The organism is Sorangium sp. So ce887 (genome assembly GCF_051521455.1).
Taxonomy (GTDB): Bacteria; Myxococcota_A; Polyangia; order Polyangiales; family Polyangiaceae; genus Sorangium.
Window position 1 is genome coordinate 11,324,680 of record NZ_CP150354.1, and the last position, 21,074, is coordinate 11,345,753.

Sequence of the window (21,074 nt, forward strand, 5' to 3'; positions counted from 1 at the left end):
TCGTCCTGGGAGGAACCTTACAGGGGTATCAGGTGCTCAACGATCTGCAAGCAACGGCGCGGCGGCAAGCCCAATTGATAAGGAAAACTCCGTCCTGAGCGAGTTTCGGAGCTCAGTGGAGATCTGCGGCGTGGGAGGCACTACGACGCGACGCCGCGGCATGCCCCATGCCGTCGCGGCGGCCGTCTGGTATCCTTTGCGCGTCTCATGCGCCGAAAAGGCCAGCGATCGAGAGGAATTGGATGAGCTCGCCGGGCCCTTCTCCATGCCTGGCCGGCGCCGCGCCGCTCGCGCGCGCGGAGATCTTCGTCGTTGACGACGACCCCGCGCTTGTCGAATCGCTGATGGACCTGCTCTCCGACGAGGGCTACCGCGTTCAGGGGTTCACGCGACCGCTGGAGGCGCTCGATCGTCTCACCCGCGGCGCCCGGCCGCGGGCCGTGCTGCTCGACTATGTGATGCCCGAGATGACCGGCGAGGAGTTCCTCGCCGCGCTCGCCGCGGCGGGCGTCGAGGTGCCCGTCCTCCTGCTCTCCGGCGTGAGCGAGCCCAGCATCCGCGGCGCCGTGGCCGGCGTGCTCGCGAAGCCGTTCGACGTCGACCGGCTCCTCGTGGTGCTCGCTCGGTTGACCGGCGCCGTGCAGCGCTAGCCCACAGCCGCCGCGCCCCTCCCTGCTCCCGGCCTGCACAGGCGCGGCGGCACGCTCCTCGCGTACCGTGGCCCCCGGGAGAAGCCGGAGATGTCGTCGCTCCTAGACAGCGCCGCCGGGCCGCCTGCCCTCGCGCGAGGCGGGCCGGGGAGCCCCGGCCCCGCGAGCGCGCCGGCGGCCGCGATTAGGCTGCCGGCCGAGCTGCACCACCGCTTCCGCTTCATCACGATCGACGCGAGCCTCCTCCCGGAAGCGGCCGACGCGGCCGCGGCGTTGCTCGCGATGGGGGCGCGCGTGGCGCTCCTCGCCCGCGAGGGCGTGCCCCACCTCGCGCGGCGGCTCGAGCGCGTCGTGCACGCGGAGAACCGCAGGCGGCTCTTCGTCGGCGCGCTCGGGGGCGCGGAGCTCTACGGCTTCGATCGCCGCGGCGCCGCGGTCGCGCTCGTCGACAGGGCGGAGCCGCACGGGCGCTCCGCGATCGCCGCGCTGCTCGCGCAGGGGATCGCGCCGCTCCGCATCGCGCGGCACGACTGGCTCGCGATCTCGCCGGACCCGGGGGGGGGCGCGCCGGCCGCGGACGCCCGCGGGCTGCGCGACGCGCCCGAGCTCGCCGGCGCGATCCACGCGACGGCGGGCGCGCAGCGGCTCGGCGAGATCCTCGCGCTCCAGCGCGAGCTCGACCGGGAGCTCGGCCCGCTCGCGGCGCCGCGCGACGCCGCGTGGTCCATCGAGGAGCCGGGGTTCGACGTGGCGCGCGAGCACGAGATCGAGTCGCTGCTCGCGATCGCCAACGGCTATCTCGGCTCGCGCGCGTCGCTCCCGGAGGGCTCGCGCGTGTCGCGGCCGGCGACGTTCATCGCGGGCGCGTTCGAGCCCTCGGCCGACGTCAGCCGCGTCCCGGAGCTCGTGATCGCCCCCGACTGGGGCCGGCTGAGCGTCGTCATCGAGGGCGAGTCGTTCTCCGCGGAGACGAGCGGCGTGCTGCACCACCTTCGCGCCCTCGACATGCGGCGCGGCGTGCTGCTGCGCGAGTGCCTGCGGCGCGGCGAGGCGGGGCACCTCACGCACCTGCACACGCTCCACGCGGCGTCGCTCGCGGACCGCCACGTCCTCGTCGAGGCGCTCAGCGTCGCCCCCCTGAACTTCACCGGGACGATCCGCGTCGACGCGATCCTGAGCGGCGACGTGAAGAGCGCGAGCGGCGCGGCGCACTGGGAGCGCTTCGCGGCGGACGCGAGCGCGGACAGCCTGCTCCTCGTCGGGCACACGCGCGGCGGGCTCGAGACCGCGATGACCTCGCACCTGCGCGTGCTCCCGGGGCAGGCCGCCGAGGGCTCGCCCCCGCCCGAGGCCGGGGAGGGCGCGCGCTGCGAGCGCACCGAGGGCGCGCGCTCCATCGCCGAGCGCTGCGACATCGGCGTCCGCGTCGCCGAGCCGCGCCGCCTCTTCCGGACGACGACGCTGCACACGTCGCGCGACACGCCCGCGCCGCGCGAGGCGGGCGAGGCGCTCCAGGCGGAGCTCTCGCGGCGCGCCATGGACGACGTGCTCGGCGAGCACGCGCGCGCGTGGGCAGAGCGCTGGCGCCGCGCCGACGTCGAGCTCGACGGCGCTCCGAAGATCGAGCGGGCGCTCCGGTTCGCCCTGTACCACCTCATCGGCGCCGCGAACCCGGACGACCCGCGCTGCTCCATCGGCGCGCGCGGGCTCAGCGGGGAGGCGTACCGCGGCCACGTCTTCTGGGACACCGAGACCTTCCTCGTCCCCTTCTACACGCACTGCTACCCCGAGGCCGCGCGCGCGCTGCTGCTGTACAGGCACCGCACCCTGGCGGGCGCGCGCCGCAAGGCGAAGGCGCTCGGCTACGAGGGCGCCCTCTACGCGTGGGAGTCGGCGGACACGGGCGACGAGACGACGCCGCCGCTCGTCGTCACGCCGTTCGGCGAGGTGACCCGGGTGCTCTCCGGCGAGCAGGAGCACCACATCAGCGCCGACGTCGCCTACGCGGCGCACGCCTACGGCCGCGCGACCGGCGATCTCGACTTCGAGCGCGGCGAGGGGGCCGAGATCCTCATCGAGACGGCGCGCTTCTGGGCGAGCCGCGCCGAGATCGGGGCGGACGGCCTCGCCCGCATCCGGCGGGTCATCGGGCCGGACGAGTACCACGAGGCCGTCGACGACAACGCGTTCACGAACTGGATGGCGCGGTACAACCTCCGCGCCGCCGCGGACGTCGTCCGGCGCGGCGTCGCGCGGGGCGACGTGCTCGCGCGGCTCGACCTCCGGCCCGAGGAGGTCGACCGCTTTCGCGACGTCGCGGATCGCATGGTCCTCGGGATCGACCCGCGCACGGGCCTGATCGAGCAGTTCGCGGGCTACTTCCGCCTCGAGCCGTTCTCGATCGCCGACTACGCCGTGCGCAGCGCGCCGATCGACGTGCTGCTCGGGCGCGAGCGGACGCAGGCCTGCCAGGTGGTGAAGCAGGCGGACGTCGTGCAGCTCCTCGCGCTGCTCTGGAGCGCGGTGCCCGCGGGCGCTCGGCGCGACAACTTCCTCTACTACGAGCCGCGCACCGCCCACGGGAGCTCGCTGAGCCCGGGCACGCACGCGCTCGTCGCCGCCCGGCTCGATCTCCACGCGCACGCCGAGCGCTACTTCGACCAGACCGCCGACATCGACCTCGGCAACACGATGGGCAACGCCGCGGGGGGCGTGCACATCGCCGCGATGGGCAGCCTCTGGCAGGCGGTCGCGTTCGGCGTCGCCGGCGTCACGCGGGTGCCGCGGAGCGCGCTCGCGCAGCGGCTCCCTCACGCGCCGCCCAGCGCGGGCGAGGACGAGGCGATCGCCATCGAGCCGCACCTGCTGCCGGGCTGGCGGCACCTCAAGATCCCGATCTTCTGGCGAGGGCGCGCGCTCGAGATCCACGTGGAGGACGGCGCGGTGGAGGTCGCGCTCGAGGGGAGCGCGCCGCTGCCGATCGGCCTGCTCGACGCGGGCGCGCCCGCCTCGGCCGTGCTGGCCGAGCCGGGGCGCCGCTACGCCACGCGGCGGATCGGCGGCCGGTTCCAGCCCTGGGAGGAGGTCACGACATGCTGAGCGCTGTGCGCGATGGGTCTCTCGGCGAACGCGGGGCGCTGTCCGGGCCGGCCGCCGAGGCCGAGCCGTTGATCGGGGCGCGCGAGGGAGGCGACGAGGCCTCGCCGGAGAGCGGCGCGCGGAGCAAGGACGTGCTCGTCGCGCTCCACGGCCGCCGCGCCCACCTCGGCGCCCTCGGGCTCGGGCGGATCATCGCCGGCGCGTTCCAGGCGCCGCTGCACGGGCTCTTCGTCTGCTCCGAGCCGATCGACGCGAGCGAGGTGCCCGCCCACCTCGGGGTCGCCCCGGAGGCGCTGCAGGGCGTGGTGCTGCGCGTCGCGGCGAGCGAGGATCCGCCGGGCGCGCTCGCGTCGGCGGTGAGGGGCCGCGGGGCCTCGATCGTCGTGGTGGCCTCCGAGCCGGAGGAGCTCCTGGACGAGCGCCTGGGCGTCGGCCGGCTCGCCGCGCGCGCGCTGGAGGCCGCCGCCTGCGGGGTCGTCGTCATCGGCCCGGCGACCCGGCCGCCGTCGCGGCTGGAGCGCATCCTCTTGCCGCTCGACGGGACCCCCAGCACGGCCGCCTCCATCACCCCCGCCGGAGAGCTCGCCCGCAGGCTCGGCGCCGAGCTCGACATCGTGATGGTCGGCTGCGCCTCGCCGCGGAAGGAGGCCGACGACGACGCGCCGCCCGTCTCGGCGCCGGCGCCCTCCGAGCCGGGCGCGATGGTGGCGCCCCTGTACGTCGACCAGCCCCACCATGAGTGGCCCGCGTTCACCGAGGAGTTCCTGGGCCGGTTCCTGAGCGCGATCGGCCACTGCCCCCACGACGTCGCCACGCGGTTCTTCCTCGGCAAGGGCGAGCCGGCGGCCGAGATCCTGCGGTTCGCCGGCCAGCTGGCGAGCGATCTCGTGGTGCTGGTCTGGCACGGGCAGCTCGAGGATCACCACGGCGGCGTCTTCCGCGACGTGCTCTGCGGCGCCCCCTGCCCGGTGATGGTCCTGCGGCGATAGAGCGCGCTCCCGCGTGCGCTCCGGCGCGCTCGCCGGCGCGGATCGGCGCGCCGGCGCCCCGCCGGTCGGGCGCCACGCCAACGAGCGGCGAAAGGCGCTATTGTGCGCCGCCATGGTCTCCCGGAAGCTGCCCGCCAGCGAGTGCCGCAAGATCGTCGAGCCCCAGGGCTTCCGCTTCTCCTCGACGGAGGAGGTCGCGCCGCTGTCGGCGGGCATCGGCTCGCAGGAGCGCGCCCTCGCCGCGCTCGCCTTCGGCCTCGACATCCGCCAGCCCCGCTTCCACGTCGTCGTCGTCGGCGCGCCCGGCACGGGCCGCACGTTCTGCGCGCGCGCCGTCGCGAAGCGCATCGCCGCGAGCCGCCCCACGCCCGACGACATCCTCCTCTTGCCGAACCCCCACCGCCCGAGCGAGCCGACGGTCCTGTCGCTCCCCCCGGGCGAGGGGCGCCCCTTCGTCGAGGCGATGGAGGAGCTCCACGAGAAGCTCGTCGACGCCCTGCGCGGCGCGACCGAGGGCGAGCGCTTCAAGCAGGCGCGCGGCAAGATCCAGCGCCGGGTCAACGCGGAGGAGCGGCGGCTCGAGGAGCAGCTCAAGTCCGCGGCGCGCGAGCTCGGCCTCGACCTCGTCCGCGGCGACGACGAGGTGCAGATCACCTCGATCCAGGACGCCTCGACCTCGCCGGACAGCGAGGCCCTGCTCGCCATCGCCGGCTCCATCGAGGAGTTCGAGATGCGGCTCGCCACGGTGCAGGACGAGGCCGACGTCGAGCTGCGCGGCGTCGTGAAGCAGCTGCTCAGCGACGGCGTGAAGGGCTGCTTCCAGCCGGTGCGCGCGCGCTTCGAGGGGCGCGACGACATCAGCGCCTTCCTCGCGGACGTCGAGACGGTCGTGTCGAAGGAGTTCCGCCTGCTCGTCGACGAGGCGCGCGGCGAGGAGGGCGGCGGCACCCTGCCGCGCGGCGTGGTCGTCCCGACGCTGCTCACCGAGCACACGCCCGACTCCGGCGCCCCCGTCGTGGAGGTCCCCTACCCCACGCTGAGCGCCCTCTTCGGCCGCACCCACGCGCCGCCCGACTCCGGCTTCCCGCCGGAGCCCGGCTTCGCCGTCGCGGGCGCGCTCCACGAGGCGGCCGGCGGCTTCCTCATCCTGCCCGCGGGCGCGCTCCTCAAGAACGAGGCGCTCTACGAGCAGCTCAAGGCCTGCCTCCTCGCCGGCAAGTTCATCGTGCCCGAGCACAACCCGTCGTACTTCCGCGGCACCTCGGAGGAGCTGCTCTTCCCGCCGATCCCGATCGACGTGAAGGTCGTCCTCGTCACGAACCCGCAGCTCTACCAGGACCTGCACGACGCCGATCCGGAGTTCTCGCAGCTCTTCAAGGTGCAGGCGCGCTTCGAGACGACGATCTCGCTCGATCAGGCGCTGCTCACCTACCCCGCGTTCCTCGCCGGCTTCGCGCACGATCGCGGCCTGCCGCCGATCACGGCCGACGGCGTGACCGCGCTCCTCTTCCACGGCGGCCGGCTCGCGGAGAGCCAGACCAAGGTGAGCGCGCAGCTCGGGATCATCGCCGAGGTCGCGACCGAGGCCGGCTACCGGGCCCAGCGCCGCGGCCGCAAGGTCGTCGACGGCCCCGAGGTCAACGAGGCGCTCGAGTCGGCCCGCCGCCGCGGCAGCCATTTCCGCGACCACGTGCACGAGATGCTCTCCGACGGGACGATCCGCATCGACGTGACCGGCCGGCGCGTCGGGCAGGTCAACGCGATCTCGGTCCTGTCGGACGGCCCGCAGACGTTCGGCCGCCCCTGCCGGGTGACGGCGGTCGTCTACCCGGGCCGCGAGGGCCCGGTGAACATCGCGCGCGAGGTCGAGATGTCCGGCCCGCTCCACAGCAAGGGCGTGCTCGTCCTCACGGGCTTCCTCGCGGACCGGTTCGCCCAGCGCCGCCCGCTGTCGTTCGGCGCCTCGCTCGTCTTCGAGCAGACCTACGAGCCGATCGAGGGCGACAGCGCCTCGTCGAGCGAGCTGTACGCGCTCCTGTCGTCGCTCTCCGGCGTCCCGATCCGGCAGGAGCTCGCCGCGACGGGCAGCATCGACCAGCAGGGGAGCATCCAGCCCGTCGGCGGCATCAACGAGAAGATCGAGGCCTTCTTCGATCTGTGCGCCGCCAAGGGCCTGACGGGCGACCAGGGCGTGCTGATCCCGAGCGCCAACCGCGACGCGCTCATGCTGCGGGGCGACGTCGTCACGGCGATCGAGGCCGGCCGCTTCCACGTGTTCGAGGTGAGCTCGGTCGAGGAGGGCATCGAGATCATCACCGGCGTCCCGGCGGGCGTCGCCGACGCGGACGGGAGGTATCCGGACGGGACCGTATTCCACGCGGCGGACCAGCGGCTGGAGCGCTTCCACCAGGCGATCGCCGACACGATGAGAGGGGGGCCGAGCGCGGATCCCAGGAGCATGCTCCGGGGTCGCTGAGGAGGACCGATGGCCGCGAAGCGCACAGACCCGCTCCGCTTCCAGCGGTCCCCGGACGCGCCGTTCGAGCCCACGCTCCACAGGATGCTGGCGTCGGCGCAGCGCTTCGATCCGGCCGCGGTCCGCCCCGACCAGGTCGCGCGCGCCGCCGGTCCGCCCGAGGAGCCCGCCGGATGATCGGGCTCATCGACGAGGGGTGACGGACTCGCGCGCTCCGGGCTGTCTCTCGCCGACCCCGCAGTTCAGCGCTTCATCCGGGGCTCCGGAGAGGCGATGAGCTCCGCCTCGCGCCGCGCATTCACGCCCTCGTCGAGGCAGACGCGGCGCCGTGAAGCCGCGATTCTCCAGAAGGCATCGAGTCGGCCGATTGGGCAACAAATTCAGTATATTGGGCGACTGTCAATCGCCATTTGCCTGATTCACCGTACAGAGACCTCCTTACGCTGCTTCTGGGCAGCCCAGCCCGCCCGGGCGATCGGGAGACCTCGTGGCTGGGATTCCGGTGGACCGTGGGGGGCGCAACGTTGCGAGCGGCTGGCGTCTGGTAGAAAAAGGATGCTGTACGCAAAGTGCATCGGGCCAGGTAGGCTTCTCGCGACGGCCGGGGGAGAGGGCATGCCAACCTGCACGGGTGGCCAATGAGGGTGGGGGCGCCGCGGGCGGGCATCGGCGGGTGCAGCACCGGTTCGGCCACGACCGCGCGGTCCGCCGTGGCGGCTGCCCTCGCTGACCGGAGCCTGCCTGGGAGGCTCCCATGATCCGCCCATCCGACAACCCGCCTCATCGCATCCTCATCGTGGACGACAGCCCCACGTACCTGCACCAGGTCGCGGCGGCGATGCGCGACGAGGGCTACGTCGCGGTGCTCGCCCACTCGGGGGAGGAGGCGCTCGCGCGGCTCACGGCGGCGCGCGTCGACGGCATCCTGCTCGACATGGTGATGCCGGGGCTGTCGGGTCCGGCCACGTGCCTCCGCATCAAGGCGAACGCCGCGTGGCGGTCGATCCCGCTCCTCATGCTCACCGGCCGGGACGACCACAAGGCGATCCTCGACGCCCTCTCGGCCGGCGCCGACGACTTCGTCACGAAGACGGGCGAGCTCACCGTGCTCAAGGCGCGCCTGCGCGCGCAGCTGCGCCGCAAGCACTACGAGGACGAGAACCGCAGGATGCGCGAGCTCCTCCTGCGCCGGGAGATGGAGGCGGCCGAGGCGCGCGCCGACCGGCGCCTCAAGCAGAGCGAGGAGCGGTTCCGCCTCATCGTCGAGGGCGTCCAGGACTACGCCATCTTCATGCTCGACCCCGCGGGCCGCATCGCCAGCTGGAACCCGGGCGCCGAGCGGATCAACGGCTACCGCGAAGACGAGATCCTCGGCCGTCACTGCTCGGTCCTCTTCCCGCCGGAGGACATCGAGCTCGGCAGGCCCGCCGCGGAGCTCGAGTGCACGGTGGAGACCGGCCGCTCGGTCCAGGAGGGCTACCGCGTCCGCAAGGACGGCACGCGCTACTGGGCGAACGAGGTGATCAGCGTCCTCTTCGACGAGGCCGGGCGCCTGCGCGGCTTCGCGAAGGTCACCCGCGACGTGACCGAGCGCCGCCGGGTCCACGAGGCGCAGCGCATCCTCGTCTCGGCCGGGCAGATCCTCGGCGAGTCGCTGGACTTCGAGGAGACGCTGCGGCGCGTGGTCCGCGTCGCGCTCCCTGATTTCGCCCAGATCTGCGTGCTCCTCCTGCAGGACGAGTCCGGCGCGATCGAGCGGCAGGTGACCGCCCACGCGGATCCCTCGATGGCGGCGGCGACCGAGCTCCTCGGCAAGCTCACGGCCGACTCCGCCGGGCGCGGGATCGGCAAGGTCCTGCGCACGGCGCAGCCGGAGCTCACCCCCCGGGTGACCGACTCGTTCGTCCGCGCGATCTCCTTCGATCAGGCGCACTACGAGGCGCTGCGCTCGCTCTCGCTCGCCTCGCACCTCACGGTCCCGCTGACCGCGCGCGGCCGGACGCTGGGCACGCTCTCGTTCGCCTCGACGCACCGGCGCTACGACGCCGTCGATCTCGATCTCGCGCAGGATCTCGCGCGGCGCGCGGCCCTGGCCGTCGACAACGCCCGGCTCTACCGCGAGGCGAAGCTCGCCGTGCGCGCGCGCGACGATTTTCTCACGATCGCGTCCCACGAGCTCCGCACGCCGCTCACGCCCATGCAGCTGCAGGTCGACGGCCTGCTGCGCGCCGGCAAGCGCGGCGATCTCACCGCCGAGCGCGCGACGCCGCGGCTCGAGATGATCAAGCGGCAGGTCGAGCGGCTCGCCCGGCTCATCACGAACCTGCTCGACATCTCGCGCATCTCCGCGGGCCGCCTGCAGATCGAGCTCGAGGACGTCGACCTGGCGGCCACGGTGAACGACGTGCTGGATCGGTTCCGCGACGAGCTCGCCGCCGCGGGCTGCCCGGTCGACCTGTCGGCCTCCGCCTCGATCGTCGGCCGGTGGGATCGCCTGCGCCTCGATCAGATCGTCACGAACCTCCTCTCGAACGCCATCAAGTACGGCGCCGGCAAGCCCATCGACGTCGCGGTCTGGGACCTCGGGGATCGCGCCCGCCTGGTGGTGCGGGATCGCGGCATCGGCATCGCGCCGGACCAGCAGGCCCGCATCTTCGAGCGCTTCGAGCGCGCCGTCTCCAGCGAGAACTACAGCGGCTTCGGCATGGGGCTGTGGATCGTGCGGCAGATCGCCGACGCGCTCGGGGCGACGATCGAGGTCGACAGCCGCCCGGGCGAGGGGGCGACGTTCACCGTCGACCTGCCGAAGACGCTCGCCTGACGCGTCCGCGCCGCGCGCGCTACAGCGCCCGCCGCACCCGGCGGCGCTGCTCGATCATGTGCTGCGTGATCTGCTGCCTGCCCTCGGCGCGCTCGACCAGCGTCCACACGTTGTCGCCGCGCTCCCTGCCCGCGCAGTCGAGGAGCGCGTCGGCCGCCTGCTCGGCGGGGATGAGCCCGTCGTGCCGCCCCGGGAGCTCCACCACGGCGACGCGCGTGCAGAGCCCGCCCATCGTCGCGAGCATCCGGCGCACGACCTCGCGGAAGGTCGCCTCGTCGAACGCGTCGCGCCGGCCGGCGCCGAACAGGACGAGCTTGTCGAAGGCCATGCGCGGCTTGCACGGGATCATCACGACCTCGCCGAGCTCGCAGGTGATCAGGCCCTGCCGCCTCAGCTCCGAGAGCCGGCCGCCGAGCCGCCAGTCGCAGAGGCCGGCCACGCCGTGGGCGGGCAGCGCGTCGCTGAAGGGGGCGCACGCGAGCACCTCGGAGTCGAGCTCGTCGAGGCTCTGCAGGTCGGGGGAGATGAACCGGAGCTCCACGCGGATCAGACGCTGATGGCGCCCTTGCGGAAGTCGCTCTTCGCGATCTTCACGTTGACGCACGCGGGCCTGCCGCACCGGAACGCCTCGTCCAGCGCGGGCCCGAGCTCCTCGACGCGCTCGACCCAGGCGCCGAAGCCGCCGAGCGCCTCCACCACGCGGTCGTACCGGGTGAAATCGAGCGACGTCGCGGGCGCGCGGCCCTCGCCGTAGATCTCGACCTGCCCGCGCCGGATCTGCGTCCAGGCCGCGTCGTTCCCGATCACGCTCACCACGGGGATCCCCTGGCGCACCATCGCCTCGAACTCGAGCGCGTGGAACCCGAACGAGCCGTCGCCGTACACGAGCACCACGTTGGCCTCGGGCCGCGCGAGCTTGGCCGCCATCGCGTAGCCCGGCCCGACCCCGAGGGTCCCGAGCGGGCCTGGGTCCATCCAGAGCTGCGGCCACTCGAGCTTCAGCACGTTCGCTGCCGTGGCGACGAAGTCCCCGCCGTCGCCGATGACGATGTCGTCCTTGCCGAGCCGCTTGCCGATCTCCGCGCAGACGCGCAGCGGGTTCGGCGGATCGCCGTCGCTCGCGATCTCGGCCAGCATCTTCGCGCGCGACCGCTCCTCGGCCTCGCGCACGGCCGAGAGCCACGCCTCGGCCGACTTCTCGGGCACCTCCGCGAGCAGCTGCTCCAGCACGACGCCGCTGTCCCCGTCGATCCCGACGTCCACGCGGCGGTTCCTGCCGAGCTCGCTGCCGTCGAGATCGATCTGGACGACCTTCGCGGCCGGGCCGATCGCGCGGCCGTACTCGAGCCGGAAGTCGAAGGGGGTGCCGAGCACCACGCAGAGATCGGTCTGGGAGAGCGCGAAGCGGCGCGAGCGGCTCATCAGCCCCGGGTGGGCGTGGGGCAGCGCGCCGCGGGCCATGCCGTTCAGGTAGAAGGGCGCCTTCACGGCGTCGGCGAAGCGGCGCAGCGCGTCCCGCCGCGGCGACCAGCGGAGCTGGCTCCCGACGATGAACATGGGCCGCTCGGCCTCCCTCAGCAGGGTCGCGGCGCGCGCGACGGCGGCCGGGTCGCCGCCGGGGCGGGCCGGGGCCATGGGCGCGGTGGCGGGCGCCTCGTCGCCTGCGAAGCCCATCAGGAGGTCGAGCGGCATCTCGAGGAAGACCGGGCCTGGCACGTTCGCCTGGGCGACGCGGAAGGCCGAGTCCACGTACTCCTGGATGCGGTCGGTCGAGGGGACGGCGGCGCTCCACTTCGAGATGGGGCGCATCAGCTCGACGTGGTTCATGTCCTGCAGCGAGCCCATGTCGGCGAGGGCCCGCGGTCCGGCGCCGCCGATGACCACCATCGGGATCCCCGCGCGCTGCGCGTTGGCGACGGCCGTCACCACGTCCGTGACGCCCGGTCCCGCGGTGACCGCGCACACCCCTGGCCTCCCTGTGACCCGCGCGTACCCGTCGGCGGCGTGGCCGGCCGTCTGCTCGTGCCGCACGTCGACGACGCGGATGCCGTCGTCCAGGCACCCGTCATAGATCGCCTGGATGTGTCCGCCGCACAGGGTGAAGAGGTGGGTCACCCCGTGTCTCGCGAGCGCCTTCGAGACGAGCTTGCCGCCGTGCACCTGCGCCATGGGGCCGGCATATACCATGTGCGCCCCAGCGTCCTCCCGGCGAGCGGGCCGTTCTCGAGCCGCCGCGCTGCCGCCGGCGCCGCCCGCCGGGCAAGCCGCCTCACCGGCCGGGGCGCTCGCCTTCCCGGGACGACCCAGGCGGCTTCCCGGGACCGACCCCGGCGGCCGCGCGTGCGGCGCCGCTGCTTCGGAGCTCCACCCCGCGGCGGCGCCGGCGGGTCGTGCCCGCCGCGGGGGTGCCCGCCTCTGAACCGGCACGAGCGGAGGTGAGGAGAAGGCTCGGTGTTCTTCCCAACCTCCCGATCTCCTTCGAGCGTGCTCCGGGGCCAGCGCACCCCCTCTCGGCGCGCGCGCCGCCTCCCCGGCCCGCGAAACCACGCTATCCGCGGAGCGGGTCGTCCATGCCGCACCCGGGGAATACCCCGCTTGCAGCGGACAGTGCTGTAAAAATCCAGCAACGCTACAGGGTCGACTCCGCCCCTGCCTGCGAGATTGTCGTCCACCCGGCGCGACCGGCGCCATGGTGTCCGCTGCCCGGCGCTGTTCTCTCCGGGCGATGAAATGATATAGTCGGGGTCTTAATTGCAGCTGCCAGCTCGACACCACCCTCTCTCTCGACCTCTCCCGGTGCCCCTGCCCTGCAGCCGCCCGCCTGGGGGCCGGCTCCGGACGTTTCGGAAGGGGATCGCCCCACGGCTCGCCGCCGACGCCCGCGCTCCCCGCAACCTGGTGGAAACATTCGGGCGTGGGCCGAGCCCGCATGCGAGCATCTGTGAGCGAGTTAACCGGTTCATCCGCCGAGGGCTCAGCGAGCCCATGGTGGTTGGTGAGAAGGAGCATGTCCTCCTGGCCGCCCCGAGCGCGGCGCGCGGTCGTGAGCTCCGGACGCTCGACGAGGGCGGGCGGCGGCGGCGGGGTGGCGACCCGGGCACATGGCCGCGCGGGCGCGGCGCGCGCGCCGCATCGCGATGACACGCGATCTCCTTTACGTATGCGCGCCAACTTCCTTGAGGTGCGGCAACCTCGGCGGGCTCGAGGCGCCATCGCGCCACGACGACCGTTTCGCAGGCGTGATGGGTGAACGCAAGCCATCGTGTGCGACGCTCTCGTGGACGCTGGCTTCACAGCCTACGTCCCGAGCGGCGTCTGCTACGTGCACGCCGACTTCATCCGTCCGGGTATGCCTGAGCCACCGGGATGGACTCCGTCCTCGGCACATCATTTCATCAACGCGCGATCGGTCAGGGCGTCACTCGCTGAAGATGGGCCAACTTTCTCGGCGAATTTGCGCGCCGGGCGGCGTGGGCAGCAGTGCGCTGGGTCCTTCCTTCTCGCAGCGTTCATTTCAAATATCCTGTTCTCACAGAACGTTACCCAATACACCAAACGGACGCGTGACTGCTTACATGAGCTGGCGACCTTGTTGTTTTCTATTTCGGGAAAGCTCTGTATCGGTTATGCGGGATAAGAGGACGCGCAATAGCGCTTCGCTGGAGTAGCATCTTCCTATGTCGGAGCCCCCTAGTAGCAGCAGTCAGTTGATCCGGATTCCCATCGTGCTGGCGCTCGACTGCAGCCCCGGTTTTCTGGCCCGTTGCCGCAGGGTTGCGGCGCGCGCTCGTTTCCTTGTCCGCTCCTGCGAGGCGGCGTCGGCGTGGGGGATGGCGGTCCGCCTCCGCCCGCTGGCGATCGTCCTGCCGAGCCACCTGCACGACCGCGCGCCGCGGACGTTCGAGCTGCTGGCGGAGGACGCGGGAGCGCGCCTTGTCGTCGTGGAGTCCGAGCAGCTGCCCGCGGGCGAGCTGGAGGGGCACATCACCCACGCGATCGGCGAGGCGACGCGCGCCCGAGGCGCGTAGCCGGACGGCAGCCGCCGCCGGTCTCGGCCGCCGAGGGCCTCAGTCCATGCGGACACCCGCGGTGAAGTGGAAGCCCCAGGTGTGGTCGAGCGGCGGGCCGAGCTCCTCGTCGAAGGGAAGCAGCAGCCCCGTTCGGACGAACGCGGTCTTGCGCTCCATCGCGAGGAACGGCTCGAGGGCGAGGACGTAGAGATTGCGCGCGACGGCGTGCCGGATGTCCACGTTGTCGAACGTGACCAGCGCCATGCCTTGCACGCGCACGCCGCCGCCGATCCCATGGCCGATCTGGAGCTCGGCGGCGTGCTGGATGGCGACCTCGTACTCGTCGTTGCGGCCGAGCGGGATGTAGAGCACCGGCTCGATCTGGGCGCGCGCGATCAGCGGGCCGACGTGGGCCTCGGCGCCGAGGCGCGCGTGGATCGGGAGGATGCTCGGGAAGTATTCGTGGAGGTCCCAGTAGGCCCGGCTCGCGCCGACCGGCTCGTAGCTGTCGTGGTCGTGGGTCTGGCCCGAGAGCGTCGCCAGCCCGACGGCGCCGCCCACCGTGAGCCAGAGCGTCCGGCCGACGCGGCCGACGTGGTGGGCACCGAGCATCACGTTGCCAAGCACGGCGTCGGTCCGCTCATCCATTGCGAGCCCGAAGGGGACCCGGACGTCGAGGAACGTGTGCTCGGCGAACGGCACGCGGGCAAAGAGGGCGATCGCGAGCCCGGAGACGTCGCTGTCGCCGCCGGTGAACGACGAGGTCTCCACGCCGATCGCCCCGCGCCGGCCGCGCGGGACGCTCCCCCCGCCAAGCGCGCCGTCGCGGTCCGGCGCGGGAGCGGGCGGCGGCCCCAGCGCGGAGTCCGAGAGGGACGTGGACCAGATCTCCGTGCTGCGCTTCGGGGTTACCGCGGGCTCGGCCGGCGCCCCTGCGGGCGGCTCGGCGCCCGCAGGCGGCTCGGCGCCCGCAGGCGGCTCGGAGCCCGCAGGCAGCTCGGCGCCCGCAGGCGGCTCGGCGCCCGCAGGCGGCTCGGCGCCCGCAGGCAGCTCGGCGCCCGCAGGCGGCTCGGCGCCCGCGGGCGGCTCGGCAGCTCCCGGCACGGGCGGTGATCCCTCCGGCCCAGGTGCGGCCGCTGCCGGCGCCGAGGAGGTGGGCGCCGGGCGCGTCGCCGGGCGAGGCGTCACGGGCTGCGCGACGGTCGGCGCGGCCGCGAGGGTCGTCGCCGCCAGCCAAAAAAGCGAGGACAAGACCAGGATTCGACGTTGCATCGTGTCTCCTTGGAGCGCGCATCCTATCGTCTCGGAAGGCGCGCGGTCGGCTGCGACGAGCGCCGCGCGCACGAAGCGCGGCCGCGCCCGGGCAGCCCGCCGCGACGCCGAGCCGGGGCGATGCTCCGAGAACGAGGCGAGCGCCGCGCGCACGCCGCCGTGCAGCGGCGGCCCGAGACGCGGCCAGGCTCCTTCGCGCGGCGCTACAGCAGCGCCGAGAGCGCCGCCGCGAGCCGCTCGTACTGCGGCCTGTCGTTGTAGATCTGCGCCGAGATCCGCAGGAACCGCCGCGGGGACGCGGGCCAGGCGAACACCGGCACCTCGATCCCCCACCGCTCGAGGAGCGCGTCCTGGAGCGGGTCGAGGCGCAGCGGCGACGACAGTGCGTCGGGGAGCGGCACCGTCGCGAGCGCGCCGATCATCGCGTCGGGGCTCGGCGGCGGGCAGCCGAGCGCCCCGCAGAGCAGGTCGCGCGCGGCGAGCGCCGTCGCCCGGTTGTGCGCCCGGAGCGCGGGCCAGCCGCCGGGCAGGAGCGCTCCCATCGCGCGGATCGCGTCCGCGATGCAGAGGGCCGCGCTCGGATCCCAGGTGCCCGTCCAGTCGAACTCGAGCAGGAAGCGCGACCGGTCAGCGCGCGGCGAGTTGGCGCCGTGGCTGATGCAGAGCGGGCGAACCGAGCCCTGCTTGTCCCGCCGCACGTGGAGGAACGCCGCGCCCTTCGGCGCGCAGATCCACTTGTGGCAGTTGCCTGTGTAATAGGCCGCCCCGAGGGCGCGGAGGTCGAGCGGCAGCATGCCGGGCGCGTGCGCCCCGTCGACGAGGACGTCCACGCCGCGGCCAGCGAGCTCGGCGCACAGCGCGGCGACCGGGAACACGAGCCCGGTCGGGCTCGTCACGTGATCGACCAGGACGAGCCGCGTCCGCGGCCCCACCCGCGCGAGCACCGCCTCGACCACCCGCTCGGGCGCCTCGATCGGGAACGGCACCGGCGCCACCACGACGCGCGCCCCGGCGCGGGCCGCGACGGCCTCGATCGCGTTACGGCAGGCGTTGTACCCGTGGTCGGTGACGCAGAGCTCGTCGTCGGGACCGAGCGAGAGCGACCGCAGCACCGTGTTGACCCCGACGGTCGCGTTGGGCACGAACGCGAGATCGTCCGGGTCGGCGCCGACGAACGAGGCGAGCTCCCCGCGGGCCGCGTCGAGCAGCGGCTCGAGCTCGCGGAGGAAGAAGCGGACCGGCTCGCGCTCGAGCTGGTCGCGGTAGCGCTGCTGCGCCTCGAGCACCGCGCGCGGGCAGGCGCCGAACGAGCCATGGTTCAGGAAGGTGACGGCCGGGTCGAGCGGCCAGAGCTCACGCACGGCGCCGGCGCGCGACTCCGGGAAGGCGTTGGGGTTCATGGGGGGTCGAGTGCCCAGGGAGGTGAGATGTCGGACGGCCCGGGACAATGTCGCGCGCGACCACCCTCCGTGTCGAGGGCCCACGCGAAGTGTATCAACGCAGATCCATGGTGTACTGGACAATCAACATTGATTGATTGATCAACCGTGATCGGCCGCCAGAGTTGCGCAGAGCTCGGTCAACCCATCCATGATGGACACCTCGACGGTCCATCATGGATGAGAGGGCGCGGGCGGCGCTTCGATCGCCGCTCAGCGGCCCGCCCAGACCGGGGAGGCGCTGTTCATCTGGAGAGCATCCATGCGCCGCGCCGCCGGCGGGGCCGCCGCGGCCGCGCGGGCGGTCTTTCGCGCGCTCGACACCGCCGAGGCCGCGTCGGCGACGCGCGCCTTCTCCTCGGCCGACCGCGCGCGCGCCGCCTGCTGCCGGAGCCGATCCTCCGCCGCGGCGAGCTTCGCCTCGGCCGCGCCGAAGTCGCCCGAGCTCACGTCCTGGGCCGCGTCGAGCTGCATCATGCCCGTCTCGATCACCGCAGCGAGGGTCTGGGTCCTCTCGTTCTCGTGCGCGGCGATCAGGGCCGCGTCGCTCGTCACGTCGTAGCGGGCCACCACCTCGTGCACGCGCGGGACGTTGCCGTTCTCGGGGTCGCGAAAATGGAGCCGCACGCTCGCGAGCGGGTGGGAGCCGGCGGCCGGCGCGGTGACCCGCACCCGCACGAGCATCTCGCGGTGCTGCCCGCCGAACATCGTGCCAAGGAGCACCCGGATCGTGTCGCCGGACCGGTCGGTGCGCTCGCTCGGGACGCCGATCAGCTCCACGCCGGGCGCCGGGACGATCTCGACGAAGGCGCCCGTCGCCGCGGTCGTCTGGAGCAGGGCGAGCTCGCGCTCGAGGACGGAGGACATCTGACGCGCCTCGGTGAGGTGGTACAGCCGGCCGCTGGAGCCGATGGCGAGCGCGTTGAGCGTGCGCTCGTCGTAGTCGGCGCCCACCCCGATCGACGTGATCTGCACCCCGTGGGCGGCGCCGCGCTGGGCGAGCGCGCCGAGGAGGTCAGGGGACGAGGGCCCGATGTTCGCCTGGCCGTCCGAGATGAGCACCACGCGCCGGACGGCGTGCGTCGACGGCGCCGCGGCCGCGTGCCGCTCCGCGAGCCGGAGGCCCTCGAAGAGGTTGGTGCTGCCCTCGGGGCCGAGCGCGGCGATGGCGCGCGCCACCGCGGGGCGCGTGGCGGGGCCGAGCACGGTGGGCGCCACGCGCTCCTGCGCGGCGTCGGCGAACGACGCGAGCGAGACCACATCGCCGTCGGGCAGCCGGTCGACGAACGCCTGCGCCGCGGCGCGGGCGTGGTCCATCTTCGCGCCCTGCATCGAGCCGGAGGCGTCGACGAGCAGCGCGACCGCGGCCGGCGCGCGCGCCCCGCGGCGGGCCGCCGGGACGTCGACCCACACCCCGAGCTGCGTCTCGCGCGTCCCCGGCAGCACGAAGTCGCTCGCCCCCGCGGCGCCGATCCAGACGCCCCGGCTCGCCTCGCGGGCCGCCTCCGACCGGGACGCCGACGCCTCGGCCGCCGCGGGCTCGGCCGCCATCGCCGCGGCGGGGCCGGCCGCCCCAGGCGCCGCGGCGGCTGCCTGCGCGCCCTCCAGCCGCGCCTCCATGCCCGGCGCGACCCCCGCGGCCGCGGCGCTCGTCCCCGGAGGCGTCGCCGCGCCGGCCGCGCAGCCCAGAGCCGCAAATCCCATCAGCAATCCCGCGAGCATCGTCCGCATCGAGAAGCTCCTTCCGCCGCAAGCCAAGGCGCCGCCCACGGGGGACTCGCGTCCTCCGCCGCGATCTCCTCGACCCCCGCAGCGCGCGACTTCTACGGACCTGGCCGAAAAAAGATCTCAGGGAGAGCTCGCCCCGGCGCCGCCGCCGCCGGCCCTCGCCCGGCCGCGAGGTCCGCTGCCCGGCCTCCGGAGCCCCCTCCGAGCACACCTCATGGGTCGTCCCTGCCTGACTCCAGGGCACATCTCGAGATCTCGCGAGCGCCGCGACTTTTAATGTCCCTCCGCCGGTGGTCCGGGTCTTGCTCATTTGCTCATTGATGATCGCGATCACGATCATGGAGGGGCGCTCGCCGGAGCGCGGCGCCCGGACACGATGCGCCGCGCCGAGCGGCGACGCAGGAGGAGGTCGATCCGATGAAACTCGCACGTAGCAAGTCTCCAGCTTTTCTCGCCGCGTTCGCGGCGATCTTCCTGGCTGTCGCGAGCCTCTTCGCTTTACCGGACTACACGCTGACGGGGAGCGGCGTCCGCGTGAGGACCGTCGGCACGGCCAGCATCGAGGTCTACCGGATCAGCCACTACATGGATGAGCTCCCTGCCGCGAGGTCCACGCAGGCCGTCATCGACATGGATACGGGGAAGAAGCTCGTCTGGACGATGCTGCGCGACGTCGACCGCGAGAGCACCGTCAAGGCGTTGACGGACGCCTATGCGTTGAACGGATATGCCGATCAGGCGAAGATCGCGAGGTTCGTCTCGGCGTTCGAGGGCGACCTCAAGACGGGAGCGGAGGTCACCATCGAGTACGACGCGCGCGCGAAGGCGACCACCGTCAAGGTCGCTGGCGGCGGGACCGCGACGGTGGGCGGCATCGATTTCATGAAGGCCACCTGGCGGATCTGGTTTGGCAAGATCGACCAGCCGAGGCTGAGCGAGGAGCTCATCGCCAAGCTCCGTTGAGGCCGGAGGCCTCGTCAGTCGGACGGCTTGTCGCGCACCACGAGCACCGACCGGCTCGTGTGGTTCACGACCTTCGCCGCCGTCGTCCCGAGCACCTTGTCGATGCCCGAGTAGCCGTGCGACCCGATCACGATGAGGTCCGCGTTCTCCTCGTCGGCCGTCCGGCAGATGACCTCCCAGGCGACGCCGACGTGGACCACGATCTTCGCGAGGAGCTCGGGCGGCACGTCGCGCGCGAGCTGCGCGAGCTCCGCCCGGTCGCTCCGCTCCAGGATCTCGGGGACGCGCGTCGGCGACTCGTTCAGCGCCTCGGCAGGCAGGCTGTGGTGCAGCCCGATGCCGCGGACGAGCACGAGCTTGCCGCCGAGCTTCTGCGCGAGATCGACGCCCTCGGCGAGGATGAGCGGCGCCCTGGGAGAGCTGTCCAGTGCGACGAGGAGGGTCCGGGGGTGCTTGAGGCTCATGGCGTCCGCCTTTCGTGCGGTAGCGTTCCCGGATCTCTTTAGCCGACTCCGCGCCGGGCGCGCAGTCCCGCGCAGGCGGCGCCCACGCCGGTGCGCCACCCGGCCGGCCGCCCGCGCGCAGCACGCCGCCCAGAGCGTCCGGCGCGGATCAGGCGCGGATCGTCACGCCGTGGCCGCGGTCGTCCGTGAGGATCTCGAACGCCGCGCGCCGCGCCGTCGTCAGGGTCTCGCTCCCGACCTCGCGGCCCAGGCTCTTCCGCCGCAGGGTGACGCTGCAGGCCCCGATCTTCGTGTTCAGACAGTGCTTCACGCCGCCGGGGGGGTTTCTGTAGGCGAGGCCCACGACGTCGCCGGCGCGCGCGGTGATCTGCCCCTCGACGCTCAGCCGATCGGTCTCGGTCCGGAAACGCCAGGTGAAGTAGTCGAACGAGGCCTCGGCGCGGACCGCCTGGACCAGCGAGCTCAGCGCGATCTCCTCGCCTCGGTGCCGCAAGACCAGCGGCGTCATGCTCGGCGTCCAGAACGGCCCGACCTTGAGGCGGGCCGTGGCGACCTCGAGAAAGCTGTCCGGGTGGCTGTCAAACCCGGCGACCTGCCCCCAGGCGTAGAGGTCCGTGTGCTTCGTCCCCCAGTTGTGGTTCTGGCTGCCCACCCACCCCGAGACGTCCACGTCGCGCCCGGAGGCCCGGAGGACGCCGCTGTAGACGGCCAGCGGCGCCCCGACCAGCGCCTTCGCCTTCGGCAGCGGGGCGTCGTAGAGGGCCGCCGGGAGCAACAGGAGCGGCTCCCCGCCGCCCTCGTACGCGAGGTCCCAGGAGATGGCGTCCTCCCCCTCGCCCGCCGCGCCGGCGAGCCTGCCAGGGCGCAGCCGGGCGCCGTCGATGTCGACCGACAGGGCGTCGCGGGCGAACGAGCAACGCCCGGCGAAGGGGACCTCGCGCTTGGCGACCGCGTGGCACCCCGACTCGCCGTCGAAGTAGATGGCCCAGAGCTCGCCCTCCGCGGCCTCGGGACGCCCGGCCGGGCTGAAGAGCGTGTACCGGATCCAGAAGGCGAGCGGACGCGTCGGATGGTTCGCGCGCTGGAAAAAGCTCTCGTAGAAGCCCTCCCGCTGCCCCGGCCGGTAGCGCGCGTGGTTCGCTCGCTCCCGCACCGCGCTCGCC

General features: G+C 73.4%; 15 protein-coding genes. 8 read left to right on the forward strand and 7 right to left on the reverse strand.

The features are described 5' to 3' along the window. The first annotated feature begins 242 nt into the window (after positions 1 to 242). From WMF36_RS42510 to WMF36_RS42535, 6 genes are all read left to right on the forward strand, one after another. A complete protein-coding gene (locus WMF36_RS42510) occupies positions 243 to 650 on the forward strand; it encodes a response regulator (protein ID WP_437576563.1) in 408 nt (135 codons plus the stop codon). A 282-nt stretch (positions 651 to 932) separates the two neighbouring features. Continuing rightward, complete coding sequence (locus WMF36_RS42515; RefSeq protein ID WP_437576564.1) at positions 933 to 3,749, forward strand: glycoside hydrolase family 65 protein; 2,817 nt, start codon at positions 933 to 935, stop codon at positions 3,747 to 3,749. Then, complete coding sequence (locus WMF36_RS42520; RefSeq protein ID WP_437576565.1) at positions 3,743 to 4,738, forward strand: universal stress protein; 996 nt, start codon at positions 3,743 to 3,745, stop codon at positions 4,736 to 4,738. The genes WMF36_RS42515 and WMF36_RS42520 overlap by 7 nt, the downstream gene beginning before the upstream one ends. 112 nt (positions 4,739 to 4,850) lie before the next feature. Beyond that, positions 4,851 to 7,214: a Lon protease family protein gene (locus tag WMF36_RS42525; RefSeq protein ID WP_437576566.1), complete on the forward strand. Its 2,364-nt coding sequence runs from the start codon at positions 4,851 to 4,853 to the stop codon at positions 7,212 to 7,214. Between the two features lie 9 nt (positions 7,215 to 7,223). After that, on the forward strand, positions 7,224 to 7,391 hold the full coding sequence (locus WMF36_RS42530) for a hypothetical protein (protein ID WP_437576567.1): 168 nt from the start codon (positions 7,224 to 7,226) through the stop codon (positions 7,389 to 7,391). 577 nt (positions 7,392 to 7,968) lie between these two features. After that, positions 7,969 to 10,035, forward strand: a complete 2,067-nt coding sequence (locus WMF36_RS42535; protein WP_437576568.1) for an ATP-binding protein — start codon at positions 7,969 to 7,971, stop codon at positions 10,033 to 10,035. 19 nt (positions 10,036 to 10,054) lie between these two features. Here WMF36_RS42535 and WMF36_RS42540 read toward each other — a convergent pair whose 3' ends face one another. After that, positions 10,055 to 10,576: a M17 family peptidase N-terminal domain-containing protein gene (locus WMF36_RS42540; protein WP_437576569.1), complete on the reverse strand. Its 522-nt coding sequence runs from the start codon at positions 10,574 to 10,576 to the stop codon at positions 10,055 to 10,057. Between the two features lie 5 nt (positions 10,577 to 10,581). Beyond that, a complete protein-coding gene (locus tag WMF36_RS42545) occupies positions 10,582 to 12,204 on the reverse strand; it encodes a thiamine pyrophosphate-binding protein (RefSeq protein ID WP_437576570.1) in 1,623 nt (540 codons plus the stop codon). A 1,538-nt stretch (positions 12,205 to 13,742) separates the two neighbouring features. On the opposite strand from WMF36_RS42545, the gene WMF36_RS42550 reads away from it, so the two are divergent. Beyond that, a complete protein-coding gene (locus WMF36_RS42550; protein WP_437576571.1) occupies positions 13,743 to 14,063 on the forward strand; it encodes a hypothetical protein in 321 nt (106 codons plus the stop codon). A 39-nt stretch (positions 14,064 to 14,102) separates the two neighbouring features. Here the strand turns inward: WMF36_RS42550 and WMF36_RS42555 are convergent, their stop codons facing one another. The 3 genes from WMF36_RS42555 to WMF36_RS42565 form a co-directional block, all read right to left on the reverse strand. Continuing rightward, positions 14,103 to 15,317, reverse strand: coding sequence for a hypothetical protein (locus tag WMF36_RS42555; protein WP_437576572.1), 1,215 nt, complete (start codon positions 15,315 to 15,317; stop codon positions 14,103 to 14,105). Between the two features lie 203 nt (positions 15,318 to 15,520). Continuing rightward, positions 15,521 to 16,717 (reverse strand): aminotransferase class V-fold PLP-dependent enzyme, encoded by a 1,197-nt coding sequence (locus WMF36_RS42560; RefSeq protein ID WP_437576573.1) that lies wholly within the window; start codon positions 16,715 to 16,717, stop codon positions 15,521 to 15,523. A gap of 252 nt (positions 16,718 to 16,969) precedes the next feature. Beyond that, a complete protein-coding gene (locus tag WMF36_RS42565; RefSeq protein WP_437576574.1) occupies positions 16,970 to 18,460 on the reverse strand; it encodes a vWA domain-containing protein in 1,491 nt (496 codons plus the stop codon). A gap of 441 nt (positions 18,461 to 18,901) precedes the next feature. On the opposite strand from WMF36_RS42565, the gene WMF36_RS42570 reads away from it, so the two are divergent. Continuing rightward, positions 18,902 to 19,447 (forward strand): chalcone isomerase family protein, encoded by a 546-nt coding sequence (locus WMF36_RS42570; RefSeq protein ID WP_437576575.1) that lies wholly within the window; start codon positions 18,902 to 18,904, stop codon positions 19,445 to 19,447. A gap of 14 nt (positions 19,448 to 19,461) precedes the next feature. On the opposite strand, the gene WMF36_RS42575 is transcribed toward WMF36_RS42570, so the two are convergent. Then, positions 19,462 to 19,911, reverse strand: coding sequence for a universal stress protein (locus tag WMF36_RS42575; protein ID WP_437576576.1), 450 nt, complete (start codon positions 19,909 to 19,911; stop codon positions 19,462 to 19,464). Between the two features lie 148 nt (positions 19,912 to 20,059). Beyond that, positions 20,060 to 21,064, reverse strand: coding sequence for a hypothetical protein (locus WMF36_RS42580; protein ID WP_437576577.1), 1,005 nt, complete (start codon positions 21,062 to 21,064; stop codon positions 20,060 to 20,062). Positions 21,065 to 21,074: the final 10 nt, after the last annotated feature.